We start from the raw sequence: 18,130 nt of genomic DNA on the forward strand, positions 1-18,130 counted from the left end.
ACAATATAGTATATCTAAATCATTTTATACAAAGAATTCATATCAAATTTTGATGTTTACAGGAATTGTTGAAGGCACTGGAAAAGTTAAAAAAATTTCAAATAATACAAAAAATAGAAGTGCTATTCAAATGACTGTCAATCTAGGAAAACATTCTAAGGGATTAAAAATTGGACAAAGTGTCGCATTAAATGGTGTTTGTCTTACTGCAACCAAATTATCAAAATCAAATTGTGTTTTTGAAATGATTGAAGAAACAACAAAAAAAACTGATCTAGGTAATCTCAAAGTAGGTGGAATTGTAAACATTGAACGTAGCTTAAAGGCAGGAGACAGACTAGAAGGACATTTTGTTTTAGGCCATGTTGATGGTGTAGGAATTATTAAAAAAATAATTAAAAAACCAAAAGAAGTTCAAGTTTGGTTTGAGGTTCCTAAAAATCTTGTAAAGTATGTGGTAAAAAAAGGTTCAATTGCTATTGATGGAATTAGTTTGACTGTTGTTAATGTTAAAAACACACTTGCATCAGTATCATTAATTCCACATACAATTGAAGTTACAAATTTTCACACCAAAAAAGTAGGCGACAAAGTTAATATTGAAACTGACATTCTTGGAAAATACATTCTAAAATAAGGTTAATTATCTACAATTTTAGTGGTAATTACCATTTTTTTAGTAAACTTTATAATTAGATCAGAATGATTTTTGTTTATGACACTTGAATCTGCATTAGAATCTCTAAAACGGGGAGAGTTTGTACTTTTGTTTGATTCTGCAGGACGAGAAAATGAAATTGACATGGTAGTTGCTGCAGAATTTGTTACACCTGAACATGTTGCAAGAATGCGTCAAAATGCTGGAGGATTATTATGTATTGCAATCGATCATAATTTTGCATCTTCCCTTGAATTAAAATACATGCACGAAATTCTTTCTGATTCTAACATTACAAACAAGGAGATGATTATGGGGTTGGCACCTTATGGTGATCATCCAACATTTTCCTTATCTGTAAATCACTATCAAACTTATACTGGAATTACTGATAAAGATAGATCCTTGACTATTAGGGAAATGGCAAACATATTCAATGTTGAAAATAAACAAAAAAAATTTGCATCATCATTTAAAACTCCTGGCCATGTTCCATTACTAATTGCATCCAAGGGTTTGCTTGCTGCACGACAAGGTCATACAGAAATGTCTGTATATCTTGCTCAAATTGCTGGTTTGACCCCTGTTACTGCCATTTGTGAAATGATGGATGCTGAAACATATTCTGCGCTATCTGTAGACAAAGCAGAAAAATTTGCAAAACAAAATGGTATTCCATTAATTGATGGAAAAGAACTTTTAGAATACGCCAAGGTGCATTAATTTTGAATATTGCTGTAGTGGTTTCGGAATTCAATAAAGAAGTGACATCTAGGATGTTATCCGTAGCCGAAGAGAAAGCAAATTCTTTGAAATTAAAAATAGTATATACTTGTAATGTTCCTGGGGCTTATGATATGCCTATAATTGTTGATTCCCTCTTGAAAAAAAGCAATATTGATGCAGTAGTTACGCTAGGAGCCATAATTAAGGGTCAAACAAAGCATGATGAGGTAATATCTCATTCAACTGCTCAAGCCCTTACAAATTTGTCAATTAAATATCAAAAACCAGTTTCATTAGGAATTTCAGGACCTGGAATGCAAGAAAAACATGCTTTCGCAAGAATTCGCCCTGTTGCAGAACGTGCAGTTGAGGCAGTTGTAAAAATTTCTGATGAACTAAAAAGGATTCAAAAATGATCCAGCTAAGTATATTGAAAATTAGTGGATATGGTCCATGGACTCTAACTTTAGGCAGTGATAGAGAGCATGAATTACAAATGTTACAAGCATCACTTTACAAAGAAGTACAAAAACTATTTTCTGAAAAAAATTGTCTTGTTTTTCTTAATCGTGCAGATGAATTTTTTGTCGTTTCAAATGGTCTTGAATTGGAGGATCATGTAGAGATTCAAAATAAATTAAAAAAATTATTTGATATAAAATTAACAATCTCTATTGGATATGCAGACTCCCCATTTGATGCAAATTTAAAGGCATATGAGGGAAAGAAAAATGAAAATATTCTAAATAAAGAACATGATATTTTTGGTTTTGTTAATGGAAAATCAAATTCTAATGTTTCAATTATGCACTTAGATGTTGATGATCTTACCTCTAGAAGAAAAACAAATTCACCGTATGAAATTTCCTCAACAATATTTGAATTATATTCCAAAATGTCAAAATACTTTCTTCAAAAAAATTCACTGACTTTCTTTATGGGCGGAGATAATTTTATGGTGATTGCATCTGACGATGCAAAAAATTCTGTTCATCAATTCATTGATATGATAAAAAATGAAGATAAAATTTTATTGAATTGTGGTATAGGAAATGCAAAAACTGCTAGAGAAGCTGTAAAATTAGCCACAAAATCCCTCGATACAATAAGAGAAATTCGAGATTCAGGAAAAGAAAAGCCTGAAGTTTATGAATTATCATGTTAATAAAAAATATTAGTTTACTATCAGGATCTGAATTAGATTATGTTCCAAATAGTCATGTAAGGATTAAAAACAATAAATTCCAAAAAATTCAATCTAAAATTGCTTTAGATGCTAAGGAAGAATCTATTGATTGTGAAGGATTGATGTTAATTCCAGGATTTATCAATGCACATACCCACATTGGTGATTCTGTTGGTAAAGATATTTCCTTGAATAATTCAGCTGATCAAAAGATTCATCCAATATTTGGAGCAAAATCAAAAATTCTAAAAAATACGTCTAATGATATTTTAGCAAATTTTATGAAAAATACTTGTCATTCTATGATTAGAAAAGGAATTACAACATTTGTCGATTTTAGAGAAAGTGGTTTGGAAGGAGTAAATCTGCTTAAAAAAGTGGTTTCTGACATTCCTATAAGATCAATTATTTTGGGTAGAATAGAATTCTATCAAGGTTCATCAGAGATTAAAAAAAATCAATCTTTTCCCAAGGAAAAAATTGAGGAATTATCTTCACTTATAAAAAATTGTGATGGAGTTGGAATCAGTGGAGCAAATGAGAATAGTACATCTGTACTGAAATTTTATTCCAAAACATCAAAAATTAGAGCAATTCATGCATCAGAAACAAAAGAGAGTGTTGCAAAATCAAAAAAGATCTCAGGAAAATCTGAAACTACAAGGGCATTATTTCTAAAACCACATTTCTTGATACATATGACAAACGCAACAAAAAATGATCTAAAAACTGCTTCAAAAAAAACTAGAGGAATAGTAATTTGCCCACGAGCAAATTCTTCATTAGCTGAGGGTATTCCAGACATAGAAATAATGCAAAAGATAGGTTGCACTCTTGCTTTAGGAACAGATAATGTGATGATTAATTCTCCTGATATGTTTCGAGAAATGGATTTTTTATGGAAAGCAACTATGGGAATTAACAAAAAAAGAATTGCTCCTAAAGAAATTCTTAAAATGGCAACAGTCAATGGCGGAAAAATTTTACAAAAAAATATTGGTCAAATTAAAACTGGACAAATTGCTGATTGTATATTTTTAGATAAACATGCTTTAGATTTAGAACCAATGCATGATCCATATGCATCAATAGTTCATAGGGCATCTGAATCTGCAATTAAAGCAGTTATGATTGGAGGAAAAATAATTCATGGAAAAATCTAGACCTCATGTTATTTTAAGCGCAGCAACTTCTATTGATGGAAAAATTGCATCTAGAACTGGTGATTCCAAATTATCATCAACATTAGATATTATCCGACTTCATAAACTTCGTTCAACTGTAGATGCAATTCTAGTTGGAAAGAATACTGTTTTAGTTGATAATCCATCATTAACTGTAAGACAAGTTAAAGGTAAGAATCCAATTAGAATTATTTTAGATTCTAAAGGAGAGATACCAAAAAACTCAAAAATATTACAAACTAGCAAAAAAATACCTACAATAATTGCAGTATCCAAAAAAATAAGTAAATCTAATTTTGAAAAATTAAACGAGTTTCCAATTGAAATTATTATTGCTGGAAATAATTTTGTAAATCTAAACCAATTATTAAAAAAACTTTTGAAGAAAAAAATCAAAACAATTCTTGTTGAAGGTGGTGGAATTATTAATTGGGAATTCATTAAAAAAGATCTTTTCGATGAGTTGATTATCACCATCTCACCTTTTCTAATTGGAGGAATTAATGCAATTTCTTTGGTTCAGGGAAGTGGATTTGAAAAAATTTCAAATTCCCCTAATCTACGTCTTAAATCAATCAAGAGGCTTAAAAATCACCTTGTTTTGCATTATGTTAAGGTGTAAGTTATTATACTTTATTTAAAATAAAATTACAAGAAATTGGCAATAAAAAAGAAATCTACAACAAAAAGAAAAGCAGCACCAAAAAAGAAAGCAGCACCAAAAAAGAAGGCTACTAAATCAAAATCAAAGAAACCGGCATTTGGTGGCTATGCAATTAGTTTTGCAGGTCGTAAAGAAACTGTAGAACAGGTTTTTGGAAATAAACCAATTGCCCCAAGTGAAATGACTAAAAAGATTTGGGCATTTGTAAAATCAAAAAGCCTTTCTAATCGTTAAACCAACTTGTTAACGTTAACTCGTTAACTAATTTCTATCTTTTAATTATTTTTTAAAATAAATAAGATATAGATATTGGATTTTATTTTAGATTATTATGTCTACAGCATCATTACGTCGTGATCATGAACTTATAGAAAAAGTAATCAAAGCAATGGAATCTACAATTCAACTCCTCCATGATGGAAAACAAATCCCTGAATCAATTTTACTTCCTGTAATTGATTTTTCAAAAAACTTTACAGATGTTTGTCATCATACTAAAGAAGAAAAATCACTATTTCCGGCATTAGAACAAGCAGGTATGCCAACTAACATGGGTCCAATTGCAATGATGCTAATGGATCATCAACGTTCTAGAGAAATTGGAACTCAAATGGAAGAATCTGCAAAACTATACCTCTCTTCAGGTAATTCTAGTAAATTAATTTCTGATATGCAACAATATGTTGAACATATTACTGAGCATCTATGGAAAGAAAATAATCGATTATTCATGATGGCAGAAGCTAGATTACAATATGTTGCAGAAAAAGTGGATAAAGAATTAACTCAAATTGAAGAATCAAAACTACAAGATTTAGGAAAAACTCGTAAACACTATGAAGAATTGGCAGAAAATCTCACAAAAGATGTGACTGAAAAAGGAAATTAGTCTTGTCTTATAGTATATTTGGTCAAGTTGTGGGCGTAAGAAAATTTGTTAATGGTGATCTAGAATTAGATTTTTACCATGATGATGAAATAACTGAATATCGTTCCTCAAATGATGCTGGTAAATTAAGCAATTTTCCTATGAATTTAGCTGAAACTTTGGCTACAACTTTGGCTACAAATGTATGTGTGGAGATTTACTTTGGTGAAGATGGAAATCCTACACATATAGAATTAGAGGAATGCGATGATGATTTAGATGATGAAGAAATTGATGATGATTTAGATGATGAATAAAGTGATGATGAACTTGAAGATTAATTTTTTAAATGAATGTTTTTTATTTACTGAAATTAAATTAATGTAAATTTATTCTACATAGTGATGATGAGTTAGATTATCATAAAATCTGACAGATTTTATATTTACAAATTCTAACATCCCATATCTTGATAATTCCCTACCAAAACCACTGTGCTTTATTCCACCAAATGGAATTCTAGGATCTGATATAACCACATTGTTTACACTGACTATTCCAGATTCAATTCGTCTTGACATTTTTTCAGCTTTTGCAAGATCTCTTGTCCAGATAGTGGCACCTAATCCAAATTCAATATCATTTGCCATTTTTATTGCCTCACTTTCATTTTCAACTATGGTAATTGGTGCTACTGGTCCAAAGGTTTCTTCTTTGGCAATTCTCATATTTGATTTTACATTTGTAAGAATAGTTGGCTCATAGAAGTATCCTTTATCGCCTTTTCTGGAACCTCCCAATAGTATTTCTGCACCTTTTTCTCTTGCATCATCTACTATTCCTGAAATTGTATCAAGGCCATCTTTACTTGAGAGTGGACCCATATCTGTCTCCATAGACATTGGATCTCCGATTTTTAACTGAGATGCTTTTTTGATAAATGATTCAATAAAGTCCTTAGCTATATTTTTTCCTACAAAGAATCTTTTTGAGGCTACACAACTTTGTCCACAATTAATAAATCTGCCTTTAACAGCTCCCTCTGCAGCTTTTTCAATAATTGCATCATCTAATACAATGAAAGGATCACTTCCACCTAATTCTAAAACACATTTTTTCAAATTTAATGCAGCTCTTTCCCCCACTTTTTTTCCTGCATTTGTACTTCCAGTAAATGTAACAGCGTTAACATCTGAGTCAATTAGGTGGTTTGCTGATTCAACACTTCCTACAACCGTTTGAAAAATTCCATCTGGCATTCCTGATTCAGTAAATGCTTTTTCAATTTCAATTCCTGATTGCATGGTAACTCTAGAAGGTTTCATTACAATTACATTGCCTGCCATCAAACATGGAGCTGCAAATCTTAATGCTTGCCAATAAGGAAAATTCCATGGCATGATAGAACCAATTACTCCAAGAGGCTCAAATGTAAGAAAACTTTTTCTTGCATCAGTGTTTAATACTTCATCAGAAAGAAAACTATCTCCATTATCTGCATAAAATTCTAAAGCCCAAGCACATTTTTCTACCTCTCCAATTGATTCTTTTAGTGCTTTTCCCATTTCTGATGTAGCAACTTTTGCAAGTTGTGTTTTATTTTTCTTCAAGTATTCAACTAAATTGTAAATGTAACTTCTACGTTTTTCATAATCTTTTTTCCATTCAGGAAATGCTCTTTTAGCTTTTCTTACTAAATCAAAAACTTGATCATTATTCATTGGTGTAAATGATGAAATTTCTTCCTCCGTTGCAGGATTAATTGTTTTGATTTGAGTCAAGGATTTTCCCAAGAATTTCTCCTATTTAATCTAATTATTTCAATTTAAGTTTGAATATTGAAAATCATACCTATAATTTAGAAATTATTAATTTTCTTTTAATTAGAAAATTTGTTGCATGTCTTTTTTGATTTCATCAATTTTCTTTGAATATGCCTTTTTTGATTTATCATTCTTTTTTAGATTTAGAACATTTCCACATGATGGACATTTGAACATGCCTTCAAGAGATTCTTCAAATGTTACTCTTGGACAATCTTCATTTCCACAGTGGTAAAAATCTGAAGCATTTTCATAATCTAATCTCTGTTGCAATCTTTCTGTAATCTTCTTCTTTTGATTTTCAATAAAATGTTCAACTTCTTCTCTTCTAGTTCTCCATCTGTAAACAAACCATCCTTTTCTTTCATCCTTTACTCTAATACCTGTAATTAGTGATTTACCAAATAGATCATAGAGTACCTTTCTAACCATGTTAATTCTTAGTCCAGTTGAACTAGCAATTTCTTCATCTGTTGCATCCTCTGCTTTTAAAAGAGATCTTGCTACTTTGAGATATTCATCTCCTCCAATCATTGAAGCAATTCTTACAAAAGGATCCTCGTATTTGTCTACCATCTCAAATCTTCCTCAGTTTTCTATTATTAATCCCTTGTTTCTTTTACTTGTACGTTTTTTCCTTTTTTTGTAGGGATTATCTTCCTTTTTGCTCCTGGAAATTCCTTTTCAAATTGTTCTCCTTTCTGAATTCGGTCTAGTAATATGGCTAAAGCACTAATTTCTGAGTGTGGTTGACTTCCAACTCCAACATTATAATCTGCTAATTCATAAATTTCTCTAGGAACTTTTTCTGCACCTACAACTACTAACAAATTTTCTTCTTGTCGAAGTTGTTCTTGAACATCATTGATATTTTCTCCATACATCGAAAGATGAATTATTGTAAAATTTTTTTCTTTCTTTTTTTTAATAATTGATTTCCATTTATCAATAAATTCAACAATAAAATCCCCTCCCCATGTATTTTTTATTTTTTCAAGTGTATCTTTGATTTCTGGATTAACTTCAGTCATGAAAATTTTTTTTGCACCAAATGCTCTTGAAACCAATGCAACGTGTGTTGTTACTCTATCATCTCTAACTAGGCGTTGTCCAATTCTTACTACTTCAATTACCAAACGTCTCTTCAACTCCTGAATAATTAGTAGTTAATTTTGACAAATTTTGACTTGCAATAACATCTTTGATTAATTTTTTTAATTCATTGATATTTTTTCCTGTAAATGCAGATACAGAAACCCATTTTTTATTTTCAGATAAATTTAGAACGTTTACTTTTTCTTCTATCTCATTATTTTTTAGTAAATCTGATTTATTTAATGCATAAATCATTTTCTCTCTTTCTACTCCTAGTTCTCCTAGTGTTCTCATACAACTTGCAAATTTCTTTTTCAAGTCAAACTGTGGATCACTAATGTCAATTACTACAATAATGATATCAGTATGTCCTAATTCTTCTAAAGTGGATTTGAATGCATCAATCATGTAAGCTGGTAATTTACTGATAAATCCTACAGTATCTGAAATTAGAAATGATTCTCTATCTAAGGAAAATCTTCTTGTAGTTGTAGATAGAGTTGTAAATAGCTCTTTGCTTTGCTCTCTAGTTTCACCAGTCATTTTATTGAACAAAGTAGTTTTTCCTGCAGATGTATATCCTGCAAGAGAGATTGTTTTGAACCCCATTCGCTTTCTACCTTGTCTATGAAGCTCTCTTTGTTTTCCAGCTTTTTCTAGCTTGGATCTAATTGTTTGCATTCTGTGTTTAATATCATTATAGTACACATCAACCTCAAATTTTCCAATTCCCATAAAACCTGGTTGTTCACCCATATTAGAAAGGCGAACTTTTTCTTTAGCACGAACCATCTCATATCTTAGCTGCGCTAACTTTACTTGCAATTTTGATTCTGCACTTGATGCTCTGCTTTCAAAAATTTCAAGAATTAGTGCTTCTCTATCTAATACTTCTCTGTGCAATGCAGAAGCAAGGTTGTAGTTTTGACTTGGTTTTAGGATTTCATCAAACACAATAACATCTGGTCTAATTCTCTCAGCAATTTCTTCGAGTTTTTCTAAAGCTCCTCCACTAATTCCATATTTTGGTTTTTTTAGAAAATTTTGAGTTATGGTATGGACAACTTGATATCCTGCGGCATCGCATAATCCTTTAGCCTCATTAATTGCATCTTCCTTATCATATGTAATCAATATTGCAGAATTCATTTTAGTTCAAAATCTCTCTCATTAACCGTTTTTTGATAATTATCCTATTTTTTAAGGGTCTTTTCTATATTCATATTCAAAACGATTTCTGCTATATCACTGGCATATTCTGAAATTCTTCTTATATTTTCCGTCATTCTCCTAATCCTGTAAATTTCCTCATCATCTTTTAGGGTTTTTGAGGCATCTCTAACTTTTTTCTCAAATTTTACAATTTCATCTGTTTTTTTAATTGTTTTTTCAGCCTGAGCATAATCTTCTTTGAATAATGCCAAACATGAATCATCTAAAACTGAAAGACAAAATTCATTCATATCTTGTAATTTTGATAGAATCTCTTTTTTTACTGGTTTTTTGAATTCAAGAAGATCTTTTGCTATAAATGCAGCATGATCTCCAGTTCTTTCAATATTTTTTACAACTAATCTATACCCTAGACAATTCCTTGCATTTCTAAACCCCATTTCTTTTAGCATATGCTCATTTTGAATTGCAATCTTTAATTGTCGAATTATGTAGAATCCAAATCTATCTACTTCATCATCTGTATTGATTACTTCTTGTGCAAGATCCAAATTATTCTCTTTAACCGCCAAAATTGCATCACTTGACATTGATTTTGCTAAATGAATCATTCTTTTGAAAGCCCCATCTACTGATAATTCAAGTAAATTAACTAAAACTTGAACTGTAATTCCTGCACTTGAATCAGAAATTATTTCTGAACCCATCAGCATTCTTTTTACTGCTTCTTTTACCGTGTTTCTTTGGTTAGGACTAAGCCTTCCGTTTTTAGGTTTTACATTTATTGTTTTGAATCCTAAAAAATACAAGGAAATTAATTTTCTAACAATTGATGATGCTTCTTCTTCTACATCAATCTCAATTACGGCATCTTCTTTTTTTTGGATACGCGATTCAAATTTTGGAGGATAGAGTTCTAAGGTTGCAGAACCTTTTCTTATCATTCTGATCTGGTCGCCCTGTTTTAGACCAAGATCAAGAATCCATTGTTTAGGTAATGAAACTATATATGATGATTTTCCAGTAAATTGAATTTTCCTTGTTTCTTCTCTTTCTTCCATGATCTAAATAAAAAATTCCATTCTATATAGTTTGTGACAAAAAATATAGTATTGCATTGAACTAATATTAAGTTCAAAATTCTTATGTTTATGGATAATGTTTTGAAATTAAAGCATACCTTAGATGCCTTATTTGGTAGTGGAGTGTCAAAACAATTGCCTAAAGAAATTGAAATGACTTTCTCAAGAAAGACTGGAAGAATTAGAACTGTTTCTCATGATGGTAAATTACTCTGTACTTTGAGAATTGATGGTGGACTGGCAATAAGCCCTTATCTTGCACAAATCTTATTAAAAAATAAAAAATTTCGTGAAAACTGTGTAGAAATAAATGATGAAGCAGCACCTTTTGTTAAGGATGGTAAATCTGTATTTTGTAAACATGTAGTGTGGTGTGGAAAAAATGTTCGAATTTCTGCTGATACCCCAGTAATTTTTGGAGATAAAGTCATAGCAGTTGGAAAGGCTGTTTTGTCAAATGAGATGATTTCTGATTTTAAAAGAGGCGTGGCCATTAAGGTCAGAGATAGTTTAAAAAGTCGAAATGAGGAAATAAAATCATGATGCGTGGTGGAAATCGCGAAATGCGAAGAATGATGGATAAGATGGGGCTTGATATGAGTGAGATTCCTAATGTTCAAGAAGTAATCATAAAGACAGATAAAAAAGAAATCATTGTAACCAAACCATCTGTAACTGAAATGAAGGCAAAAGAAAATTCAATTTTCACAGTTACTGCAGATAGTTATGAAGAAAGAGAACTAGAAGTTCCAATTTTCTCTGATGAGGATATTCAATTAGTTAGTCAGCAAGCTGGAGTTGATGAAGAAAAAGCTAGGGTTGCTTTAGAGGAAGCAAAAGGCGATCTAGCCCGAGCAATATTACTTCTGACAACTGGATAATTTACCATTTTTGTGCCTAGAAATTTGATAAAAATGAATGATTTAAGTATTGGAATAATAGAATTTTGGATATAATGAGCAGTATGGCTGAATCCAAAGTTACTGGAATAATCAAGTCTCTAAATGAACTTGAAAATGATCTTGATTCTCTTACAAGCAAAGTAGCAGATATGAAAAAACAACTTTCAATCAAAGCAACCACCGAAATTGACTCACTATTAGAAAAAACAAGAGAAATGGCTACAAAAGAAGCAGAAACTATGATTAATGCTTCTAAAGAAAAGGCCACAGCAGAATCTGCAAAAATTGCTCAGGCTGGTGAGGCTAAACTATCAGAAACTCAATCAAATATTGATGCAAATTTTGATGAAGCAGTAAAACATGTCGTGTCAACTGTTTTGAAGGCATAAAAATAAATTCCATTTTTCATCTTGAATAATATCGATCCCATACTAAATGCTCGTATTGGAATTGCTACTGTTTATGGTAAACCTTACTATAGATTTTCCACATATTTGAAAACTCTCAATTTACCATTTGATTCTATTCTGCCTGAAGAAATAATTAATTATGCTGGACATCTCATCCTCACAACTAAAAAAGAATCTCCAAAAAAATGTGAAAAGGCTTTACTTTATGAAGATATCTTTGAAAATCATCCTACAGTAATAAAGGGATTGATGATGCAAAAACTAAATTTGGATTATTTAGAGAAAGATCTCATTTTAGGTATTGATCCTGGAAAGAGAATTGGCTTGTCTATTTTTTATTATGGTAAAGAAATTGAGAGCATTTTTCATTCCTCAGTTGAAAATTTAATTTCTCATGTAATTTGTGTTTTGGGAGGCCTTCGTGCAAAAAGAAAAATTGTTAAAATTGGAAATGGCAATATGCACATTGCTAAACAAATTTCTACAATGCTTAATTTGAAATTCTGCTCATCTTATGAATTAGAATTTGTAGATGAAAGAAAAACCAGCTTAAAAATCAAGAATTTTAATCAGCGTGGAAAACGTGATATGCTTTCTGCAAAGTATATATCTCAAAGAGATGGTTTTAGATATTCAATTTTACCTCTTTCAATAACTGGATAAAATTCGAATTTGAAAAATTTTTAAAAATCAAGATATTCTAGAATCTTTTCAAAAACGTATTCATCATTTATGATTAAAGTATGAACTTCTCATGAATTTTTCAATTTTTCAAGATAAAATTGAAATTTTTACTCAAACAACTATATGGATAGGTGTTATTTTTTCAAAAATATCATTTCTGAATAAGCTATACATATTTATTGAAGAATTATTGGTTTTTTTTGAAACTAATAACTTTGATCGATCTAAATGATAAAAGAATTACATTTTTTTAGATTTATTTTGAATATTTTATCGATCCATCCTTATATAGTTATGAATTCTATATAAAACACCAAGATGACTTGTAAAGGAATTTGTGTTAGATATAAGGCTCAAAAGCCTGTTGGAACCGGAAGATATGCTTCTGGACAACGTCGATGCCAAATTTGCGAAATTTTCATCAAATGGGAAGGGCTCTGGTGTCCATGTTGTGGATATAGATTAAGAACAAAACCACGTAATCTGAAATATAAAGCAAAATTACGAGCAAGGGTAGAGGCTGATTCTATTGAGGCTCAAGCAGTAGCAGATACTCAATCAAATGAGATTGAAGTAGAAGCAATACCAGCAAAATCTAAATCAAAAGCTAAAACTGCAAAAGCAAAAACCACTAAGTCAAAGGGTTCAACAAAAACAAAAGAAAAAACTTCATGCACTTTTTGTGAAAAAATGTTTGTCTATGTAGACAAACACGAAAAAAATTGCAAGAAGAATCCAAATAAAGTTGAAGCTTCCCACGAAAGTGAAACAATAGCAATAAAAGCATAAGGCTTGTTCATAGCTTATTGAACTCTCCAAATGGATTTTTCCATAGATTGGTAAATTTGGAGAGCCGAAACTTTTCTTTAAACATTCAAAAATTTGATAATGGTTATTTTGTATCTATTACCGAAGGTTCTAACAAATTAGGTTCTATGGTTGTATCCTTGGCTACAGGACCTTCACCAGTAACAACTACCGTAATTCCATCCAAGACTGAATCTCTTTTTCTCAAATTAGTAGCTGAAAGAATAAGCACTAGGATGCGAGGTATTGCTATTGTGACTACATTTATCCAAAAGGAACTAAACCCTGATGCTGCAAAAGGCTTAATGTCTGAAATAATGGAAATGATTGAGAATGAGTGATTTAAGAAATTATATCTCAAAACTAAAAAAGAGTAAAGATCTTAAAATAGTAAAAACCAAAGTATCCACTAAATTTGAAATTGCAGGAATTACAGCGAAAGTAGACGGTTTAGATGCTGTTTTATTTGAAAATATTAAAGAAAGTAAATTCCATTTGGTGTCTAATCTAGTAGGAACTCGAAAAAGATTTGCTTTAGCAGTTGGGACAACAGAAGCAAACATCCATCAAAAAATCATTTCAGCTATTAAAAAAGCAAAAAGGCCTAAAGTTATTCCTTATGGAAAATTCATGGAAAATAAATCAAAAAATGTGTATTCCATGCCTATAGTTACTCATTTTGAAAAAGAATCAGGCCCATTTATCACATCCTCAATAGCATATGCAGTTAATCCCGATACTGGAAAACAAAATTCATCATTTCATCGATTAATGCCTATTGATAAAACTCATTTTTCTATAAGAATGGTTGAGGGCCGTCATCTACATCGATGTTTTATTGATGCTAAAGAACATGGTGAAGATCTTAAAATTGCAATAACTGTTGGTGTACATCCAGCTATTTCAATTGCTGGTGCATATCAAGCTGAATGGGGAAAAGATGAAATTGATATTGCAAATTCTCTTTTAGATGGAAAACTAACTCTAGCAAAACTTCCATATTCTGGATTAAACGTTCCATCTAATTCTGAAATTGTTATGGAAGGAAAAATACTACGTGATAAAACTCATCCTGAATGGATGGTTGAAATGCTTCAAACATATGATCATAAGCGTTCACAACCCATTTTTGAACTTGAAAATCTTTACTTTAGAAATAATCCAATTTTTCATGATGTTTTATCAGGATATTCTGAGCATAGATTACTCATGGGAATGCCTATTGAATCCAAACTAAATGGAGAATTGAAAAAAACATTTCCACAAACAGTTCAGGTATCGATGACAAATGGTGGATGTAATTGGTTACATGCAGTTGTTCAAATTAAAAAGAAAAATGAATCTGATCCTAAAAAAATTATTAAAAAGACGTTTGAATCGCATCGTTCTCTTAAACAAGTAACAATAGTTGATGAAGATATTGATCCTAATAATGCTGAATCTGTAGAATATGCAATGGCAACTCGTTTTCAAGCTGATAAAGATTTAGTTATTTTAAAAAATGTTAGAGGGTCTAGTTTAGATCCTTCTAGCAATCAACAAAAATTAAAAACTGCAAAAATTGGATTTGATGCTACACGCTCATTTTCAAAGCGTCCAGAAGGATTTGAGATGGCAAAAATTCCAAAAATTGATAAAATTAAACTAAAAAAATATTTCAAATAATCATCATTACTGATTAAATTAAATGGGATGAGAATTCCATCTTAGTGAAATAAAATGGAAAAAAATCCTACAATTCGAGAAAAAAGTCCTTCTGAGTCACATGCCGAAGTTATAGTTAGGATGTTTCCATCTGATGCCAATCCAGCAGGAAATGTCTTTGGTGGTGAAATTTTAAAACACATTGATATGGTGGCAGGTATTGTTGCACAAAGACATTCCCAATCTAATGCTGTTACTGTCTCAATGGACAGTGTTAATTTCTTAAAACCTGTTTTTGTAGGAAATGTTCTCAAACTAAATGCCAGAATTAATTATGTTCACAACTCTTCTATGGAAATTGAAGTCAAAGCTGAAGCAGAAGACATAGTTACGGGTATTAGAACAATTACTGGCACTGCATTTGTAACATTTGTTGCACTTGATAAAAATGGAAAACCAATGCATGTTCCAAAATTATCTCTAAAAACAGATGAAGATAGAACCAAATTTGAAGAAGGTAAATTACGAATGGAAAAGAGATTAAAAAATCGTAAAAAATAACAAATCTGATTTTTATAGATCCATTTAAGAATAATGAAAATAATCTTTAGTTGATGTCTGAACAAGAAAAACCAAATGAATGGGATTCATTGTGGCAAGAATACACAAAATCTCTAGAAAATTGGAAGACTCTCTTTGAGCAAATTCAAAATGCTAGTAATGAAATGCAAGCAAAATTCAATGAAGTTTGGGAAAAAGCTACTGTTGAATCTAGTGCTGAAACCATGAAGCTATTTGGAGAAAACTGGCAAAAAGCATTGAATGAAGCAGGAATGAAAAGTTTTAAAGACTTTAGTGAAAATTGGCAAAAATCACTTAATGATTCTAATGCTGCAACTTTCAAACAATTTGCTGAAAATTGGCAAAATTCTCTAAGTTCATCATCTCTTGAACAAATGAATGCATATGGCGAAATGATGAAAAAATTTGCTGAAACTTGGAGTTCAATGTGGCCAAAAACCAACTAATTAATTGAATTGAGAGAAAAACTTCTCTTTTTTTGTACTTGTACTTTAGAAATTCTTACAGCAATTGGTGTAATTTCGTATTTGTTTTATCAGAATGAGCCAATTCTTGGGTTTATTTCAATGATAGTTTTTGGAAAATTAATTATCTTTCATTTTATAATTGAGTATTTTGATAAAAACCATTCAAAAGAATTAAAGAAAATTCTTAGGAGTTAATTCTTTATTTCGTAATAATCTACTGAATGAGAAAATTGTCTATTATGATCCACTTCTTTCCAAAATTTTTCCTCGTCAATTTTTTTACCTTCTGAAATCCAAACATTAAGAATTTTTTGCATAAACATTTGTGTGGTATCATCAATTTGTGGTCTTATTCCAGTATCTTTTTCAATTTTGTCTCTTTCTTCTTTGAGTTTTTTTAAAATTTCTTTTAGATTCCTTCCATTGATTTCTGCAGCTTTTTCTCTTTTTTTAATTTGTAGTTCTTTTTTAAAATTAGAAAAAAATCCCATATTATTTATCAGTTATAGTTTTTTAAAAAGAATTGTTGATTAAATCTTTGAGAAGCTAATTTTTTTAAATTATTCTCTCATTTTTATTATTTCCAAGTAGTTAATTCTCTAATTTTCTCTCTAGAATCTTGTACAATTCTCTTAATTACTGGAATGTAAATTTTGACTGTATATGCTATTTCTACATCATCAAAATCCTCAATATCAAGAAATGCAGATGCTAACACCTGATTTTCACTAACTTTAGGCTCATTATTTTGAACTCTTTTCTGATTAATAATTTCTAAAAATATTGGTAGTTGTCTTTTAACTTCATAATTTAATTCATCTTTAGAACGTAATTTTTTACTAGACAAATTGAATTTGATCTGTTGGTAGATATCATCTTTGTATCTGTCTGATGCTCTTATCATTATTTTAATATCTGGTAATTTATTGAATTTCTTTCTGAATTCCAATATTTTCTGCATTGTTTTAGGGATTGGATTTTGATGCTCTTGAATTTCTTTATTAGAAAACCACTCTGAAAATTTTATTGCGTTTAGATCATTTTTTTGTCTTGCTTTTTCAAAAAATTCTTTTTGAGAAACTTTACCTGAAATAAATAATCCAAAATCTCTATTTGCTTCTTCAAAAATTCCATTAGTTATTTTATTTATTGAATTTACAAATTCATTTAAGAAATAGTTTACATAGAATGGGTCAGGATCATATTGCTGTATTTGTTTTAAATAAATTTCACAATTTTTTATTGATTCATCAATATCCATCTATTTCAATTAGATTTTTGTGTGGCATATTTGGATTGTGCTTTTAAGTTTGTAGCAAGTTCTTTAAAAATTTCATTAACACTAACATCTACCAAATTAATTGTTGCATTTTCTTTTACGATTTGCTTTTCAAATTTTTCCTTAATTGCAAATGATACTGATGACCAATGTAAAATTCCTTTTAATTGTTCTTCCACCGTAATATTTGTTGTTGGAAAATTTGCAGGAGAAAAAACAATCCCGTTAGTCCATTGCATTGTTGGAATACCTCCACCTGATGATCTTGTACTAAATGCTATTTGTTTAACCCAATCATCAAAATGATATTCAATCACTTCATGAATTATCAACTTTTTCCATGGTTCTATAGAAATTTCCATTTGAATTAACTCATTTGTTGCTAATTATAATCTTATTTTTGTGCCTATTTCTATGTAAGTTCGCTTATTTAGTAGGAATTAATCATTATTTTTTATAATGGACAAATGGGCTGACTATCTAATTTCTCAAGTTAGTTATGACTCAAATCATTTGATCAGTATAGCCATTCGTCATCAGGATTCTGAAAAGGGAATAACAATTGGAAAACCAATTGATCGTTTAACAATAGCTTCTGATATCAAAAACGGCTTTACATATATCACAATTTACAGTGGAAATAATTCCTGGAAAAAAGGAAATAAAATCCAAACTTTTTCAATAAATGGAAATCCCTATTTGAGAATAGATGGAAATAAAGTGAATTTTGATAATCTTGGTGATTTACCTGAGGCACCAATTGAAATTCAAAAACAACTTCAAGAATTAGAATCACTTTCTGTAGAGACACCAGAACCAGCAACTCCTTCAAAACCTACTCCCAGTCCTAGAGGTTCACTGCCAAAACAATCAGATGATGAGCTTCCACAAGAATT

Annotated in this window: 27 protein-coding genes; 19 read left to right on the plus strand and 8 right to left on the minus strand. The window is 30.4% G+C overall.

Annotation, left to right across the window (positions count from 1 at the left end; all coding sequences use genetic code 11):
* Positions 1–52: 52 nt before the first annotated feature.
* The 9 genes from K5790_RS09425 (at position 53) to K5790_RS09465 (ending at position 5,603) form a co-directional block, all read left to right on the plus strand.
* Positions 53–637: a riboflavin synthase gene (locus K5790_RS09425; protein WP_297594481.1), complete on the plus strand. Its 585-nt coding sequence runs from the start codon at positions 53–55 to the stop codon at positions 635–637.
* Between the two features lie 78 nt (positions 638–715).
* Entirely contained in the window at positions 716–1,381 is a 666-nt protein-coding gene (gene ribB, locus K5790_RS09430; protein WP_297594483.1) for a 3,4-dihydroxy-2-butanone-4-phosphate synthase, read from the plus strand.
* A 2-nt stretch (positions 1,382–1,383) separates the two neighbouring features.
* Positions 1,384–1,800: a 6,7-dimethyl-8-ribityllumazine synthase gene (gene ribH, locus K5790_RS09435; RefSeq protein WP_297594485.1), complete on the plus strand. Its 417-nt coding sequence runs from the start codon at positions 1,384–1,386 to the stop codon at positions 1,798–1,800.
* Positions 1,797–2,549 (plus strand): GTP cyclohydrolase IIa, encoded by a 753-nt coding sequence (locus tag K5790_RS09440; RefSeq protein ID WP_297594487.1) that lies wholly within the window; start codon positions 1,797–1,799, stop codon positions 2,547–2,549. Before ribH ends, K5790_RS09440 begins: the two co-directional genes overlap by 4 nt.
* A complete protein-coding gene (locus K5790_RS09445) occupies positions 2,543–3,733 on the plus strand; it encodes an amidohydrolase family protein (protein ID WP_297594489.1) in 1,191 nt (396 codons plus the stop codon). The genes K5790_RS09440 and K5790_RS09445 overlap by 7 nt, the downstream gene beginning before the upstream one ends.
* Positions 3,720–4,376, plus strand: coding sequence for a 2,5-diamino-6-(ribosylamino)-4(3H)-pyrimidinone 5'-phosphate reductase (locus K5790_RS09450; protein ID WP_297594491.1), 657 nt, complete (start codon positions 3,720–3,722; stop codon positions 4,374–4,376). Before K5790_RS09445 ends, K5790_RS09450 begins: the two co-directional genes overlap by 14 nt.
* A gap of 36 nt (positions 4,377–4,412) precedes the next feature.
* Positions 4,413–4,652 (plus strand): hypothetical protein, encoded by a 240-nt coding sequence (locus K5790_RS09455; RefSeq protein WP_297594493.1) that lies wholly within the window; start codon positions 4,413–4,415, stop codon positions 4,650–4,652.
* Positions 4,653–4,749: 97 nt separating this feature from the next.
* The gene (locus K5790_RS09460) at positions 4,750–5,307 is read left to right on the plus strand and encodes a hemerythrin domain-containing protein (RefSeq protein WP_297594495.1); all 558 of its coding nucleotides are present in this window, start codon (positions 4,750–4,752) and stop codon (positions 5,305–5,307) included.
* A 2-nt stretch (positions 5,308–5,309) separates the two neighbouring features.
* On the plus strand, positions 5,310–5,603 hold the full coding sequence (locus K5790_RS09465) for a hypothetical protein (RefSeq protein WP_297594497.1): 294 nt from the start codon (positions 5,310–5,312) through the stop codon (positions 5,601–5,603).
* Between the two features lie 72 nt (positions 5,604–5,675).
* On the opposite strand, the gene K5790_RS09470 is transcribed toward K5790_RS09465, so the two are convergent.
* The 5 genes from K5790_RS09470 to K5790_RS09490 all read right to left on the minus strand — a co-directional run bounded on the left by K5790_RS09470 (position 5,676) and on the right by K5790_RS09490 (position 10,438).
* A complete protein-coding gene (locus tag K5790_RS09470; protein WP_367182888.1) occupies positions 5,676–7,067 on the minus strand; it encodes an NAD-dependent succinate-semialdehyde dehydrogenase in 1,392 nt (463 codons plus the stop codon).
* A 102-nt stretch (positions 7,068–7,169) separates the two neighbouring features.
* The gene (locus K5790_RS09475) at positions 7,170–7,685 is read right to left on the minus strand and encodes a transcription factor (protein ID WP_297594501.1); all 516 of its coding nucleotides are present in this window, start codon (positions 7,683–7,685) and stop codon (positions 7,170–7,172) included.
* A 26-nt stretch (positions 7,686–7,711) separates the two neighbouring features.
* Positions 7,712–8,245 carry a tRNA (cytidine(56)-2'-O)-methyltransferase gene (locus tag K5790_RS09480; protein WP_297594503.1) on the minus strand — a complete coding sequence of 178 codons (534 nt, stop codon included), beginning with the start codon at positions 8,243–8,245 and terminating at the stop codon, positions 7,712–7,714.
* Entirely contained in the window at positions 8,235–9,353 is a 1,119-nt protein-coding gene (gene hflX / locus K5790_RS09485) for a GTPase HflX (RefSeq protein WP_297594505.1), read from the minus strand. The genes K5790_RS09480 and hflX overlap by 11 nt, the downstream gene beginning before the upstream one ends.
* Positions 9,354–9,397: 44 nt before the next feature.
* Positions 9,398–10,438, minus strand: a complete 1,041-nt coding sequence (locus K5790_RS09490; RefSeq protein WP_297594507.1) for a phosphate uptake regulator PhoU — start codon at positions 10,436–10,438, stop codon at positions 9,398–9,400.
* A gap of 90 nt (positions 10,439–10,528) precedes the next feature.
* Between K5790_RS09490 and K5790_RS09495 the strand changes: the two genes are divergently transcribed.
* The 9 genes from K5790_RS09495 to K5790_RS09535 all read left to right on the plus strand — a co-directional run bounded on the left by K5790_RS09495 (position 10,529) and on the right by K5790_RS09535 (position 15,934).
* The gene (locus tag K5790_RS09495) at positions 10,529–11,002 is read left to right on the plus strand and encodes a PUA domain-containing protein (RefSeq protein ID WP_297594509.1); all 474 of its coding nucleotides are present in this window, start codon (positions 10,529–10,531) and stop codon (positions 11,000–11,002) included.
* Positions 10,999–11,340 carry a nascent polypeptide-associated complex protein gene (locus K5790_RS09500; protein ID WP_297594511.1) on the plus strand — a complete coding sequence of 114 codons (342 nt, stop codon included), beginning with the start codon at positions 10,999–11,001 and terminating at the stop codon, positions 11,338–11,340. Before K5790_RS09495 ends, K5790_RS09500 begins: the two co-directional genes overlap by 4 nt.
* 83 nt (positions 11,341–11,423) lie before the next feature.
* Entirely contained in the window at positions 11,424–11,750 is a 327-nt protein-coding gene (locus K5790_RS09505; RefSeq protein ID WP_297594513.1) for a phage head-tail connector protein, read from the plus strand.
* Between the two features lie 105 nt (positions 11,751–11,855).
* A complete protein-coding gene (locus K5790_RS09510; protein WP_297594549.1) occupies positions 11,856–12,434 on the plus strand; it encodes a hypothetical protein in 579 nt (192 codons plus the stop codon).
* Between the two features lie 339 nt (positions 12,435–12,773).
* Entirely contained in the window at positions 12,774–13,244 is a 471-nt protein-coding gene (locus tag K5790_RS09515; protein WP_297594515.1) for a hypothetical protein, read from the plus strand.
* A 17-nt stretch (positions 13,245–13,261) separates the two neighbouring features.
* Positions 13,262–13,603, plus strand: a complete 342-nt coding sequence (locus tag K5790_RS09520; RefSeq protein WP_297594517.1) for a proteasome assembly chaperone 4 — start codon at positions 13,262–13,264, stop codon at positions 13,601–13,603.
* On the plus strand, positions 13,596–14,927 hold the full coding sequence (locus K5790_RS09525; protein ID WP_297594519.1) for a UbiD family decarboxylase: 1,332 nt from the start codon (positions 13,596–13,598) through the stop codon (positions 14,925–14,927). Before K5790_RS09520 ends, K5790_RS09525 begins: the two co-directional genes overlap by 8 nt.
* A 54-nt stretch (positions 14,928–14,981) precedes the next feature.
* Positions 14,982–15,467, plus strand: a complete 486-nt coding sequence (locus K5790_RS09530) for an acyl-CoA thioesterase (RefSeq protein ID WP_297594521.1) — start codon at positions 14,982–14,984, stop codon at positions 15,465–15,467.
* A 53-nt stretch (positions 15,468–15,520) separates the two neighbouring features.
* Positions 15,521–15,934, plus strand: a complete 414-nt coding sequence (locus K5790_RS09535; RefSeq protein WP_297594523.1) for a hypothetical protein — start codon at positions 15,521–15,523, stop codon at positions 15,932–15,934.
* A 212-nt stretch (positions 15,935–16,146) separates the two neighbouring features.
* Here the strand turns inward: K5790_RS09535 and K5790_RS09540 are convergent, their stop codons facing one another.
* The 3 genes from K5790_RS09540 to K5790_RS09550 form a co-directional block, all read right to left on the minus strand.
* Positions 16,147–16,446, minus strand: a complete 300-nt coding sequence (locus K5790_RS09540; protein ID WP_297594525.1) for a hypothetical protein — start codon at positions 16,444–16,446, stop codon at positions 16,147–16,149.
* A gap of 86 nt (positions 16,447–16,532) precedes the next feature.
* The gene (locus K5790_RS09545) at positions 16,533–17,216 is read right to left on the minus strand and encodes a hypothetical protein (protein WP_297594527.1); all 684 of its coding nucleotides are present in this window, start codon (positions 17,214–17,216) and stop codon (positions 16,533–16,535) included.
* Between the two features lie 5 nt (positions 17,217–17,221).
* Positions 17,222–17,596, minus strand: a complete 375-nt coding sequence (locus K5790_RS09550; protein ID WP_297594529.1) for a hypothetical protein — start codon at positions 17,594–17,596, stop codon at positions 17,222–17,224.
* Positions 17,597–17,693: 97 nt separating this feature from the next.
* Between K5790_RS09550 and K5790_RS09555 the strand changes: the two genes are divergently transcribed.
* Positions 17,694–18,130 (plus strand): DUF3892 domain-containing protein (locus tag K5790_RS09555; RefSeq protein WP_297594531.1); only part of this gene is annotated, 437 nt, incomplete at its 3' end.

It is taken from the genome of Nitrosopumilus sp. (assembly GCF_025698945.1).
Lineage (GTDB): Archaea > Thermoproteota > Nitrososphaeria > Nitrososphaerales > Nitrosopumilaceae > Nitrosopumilus.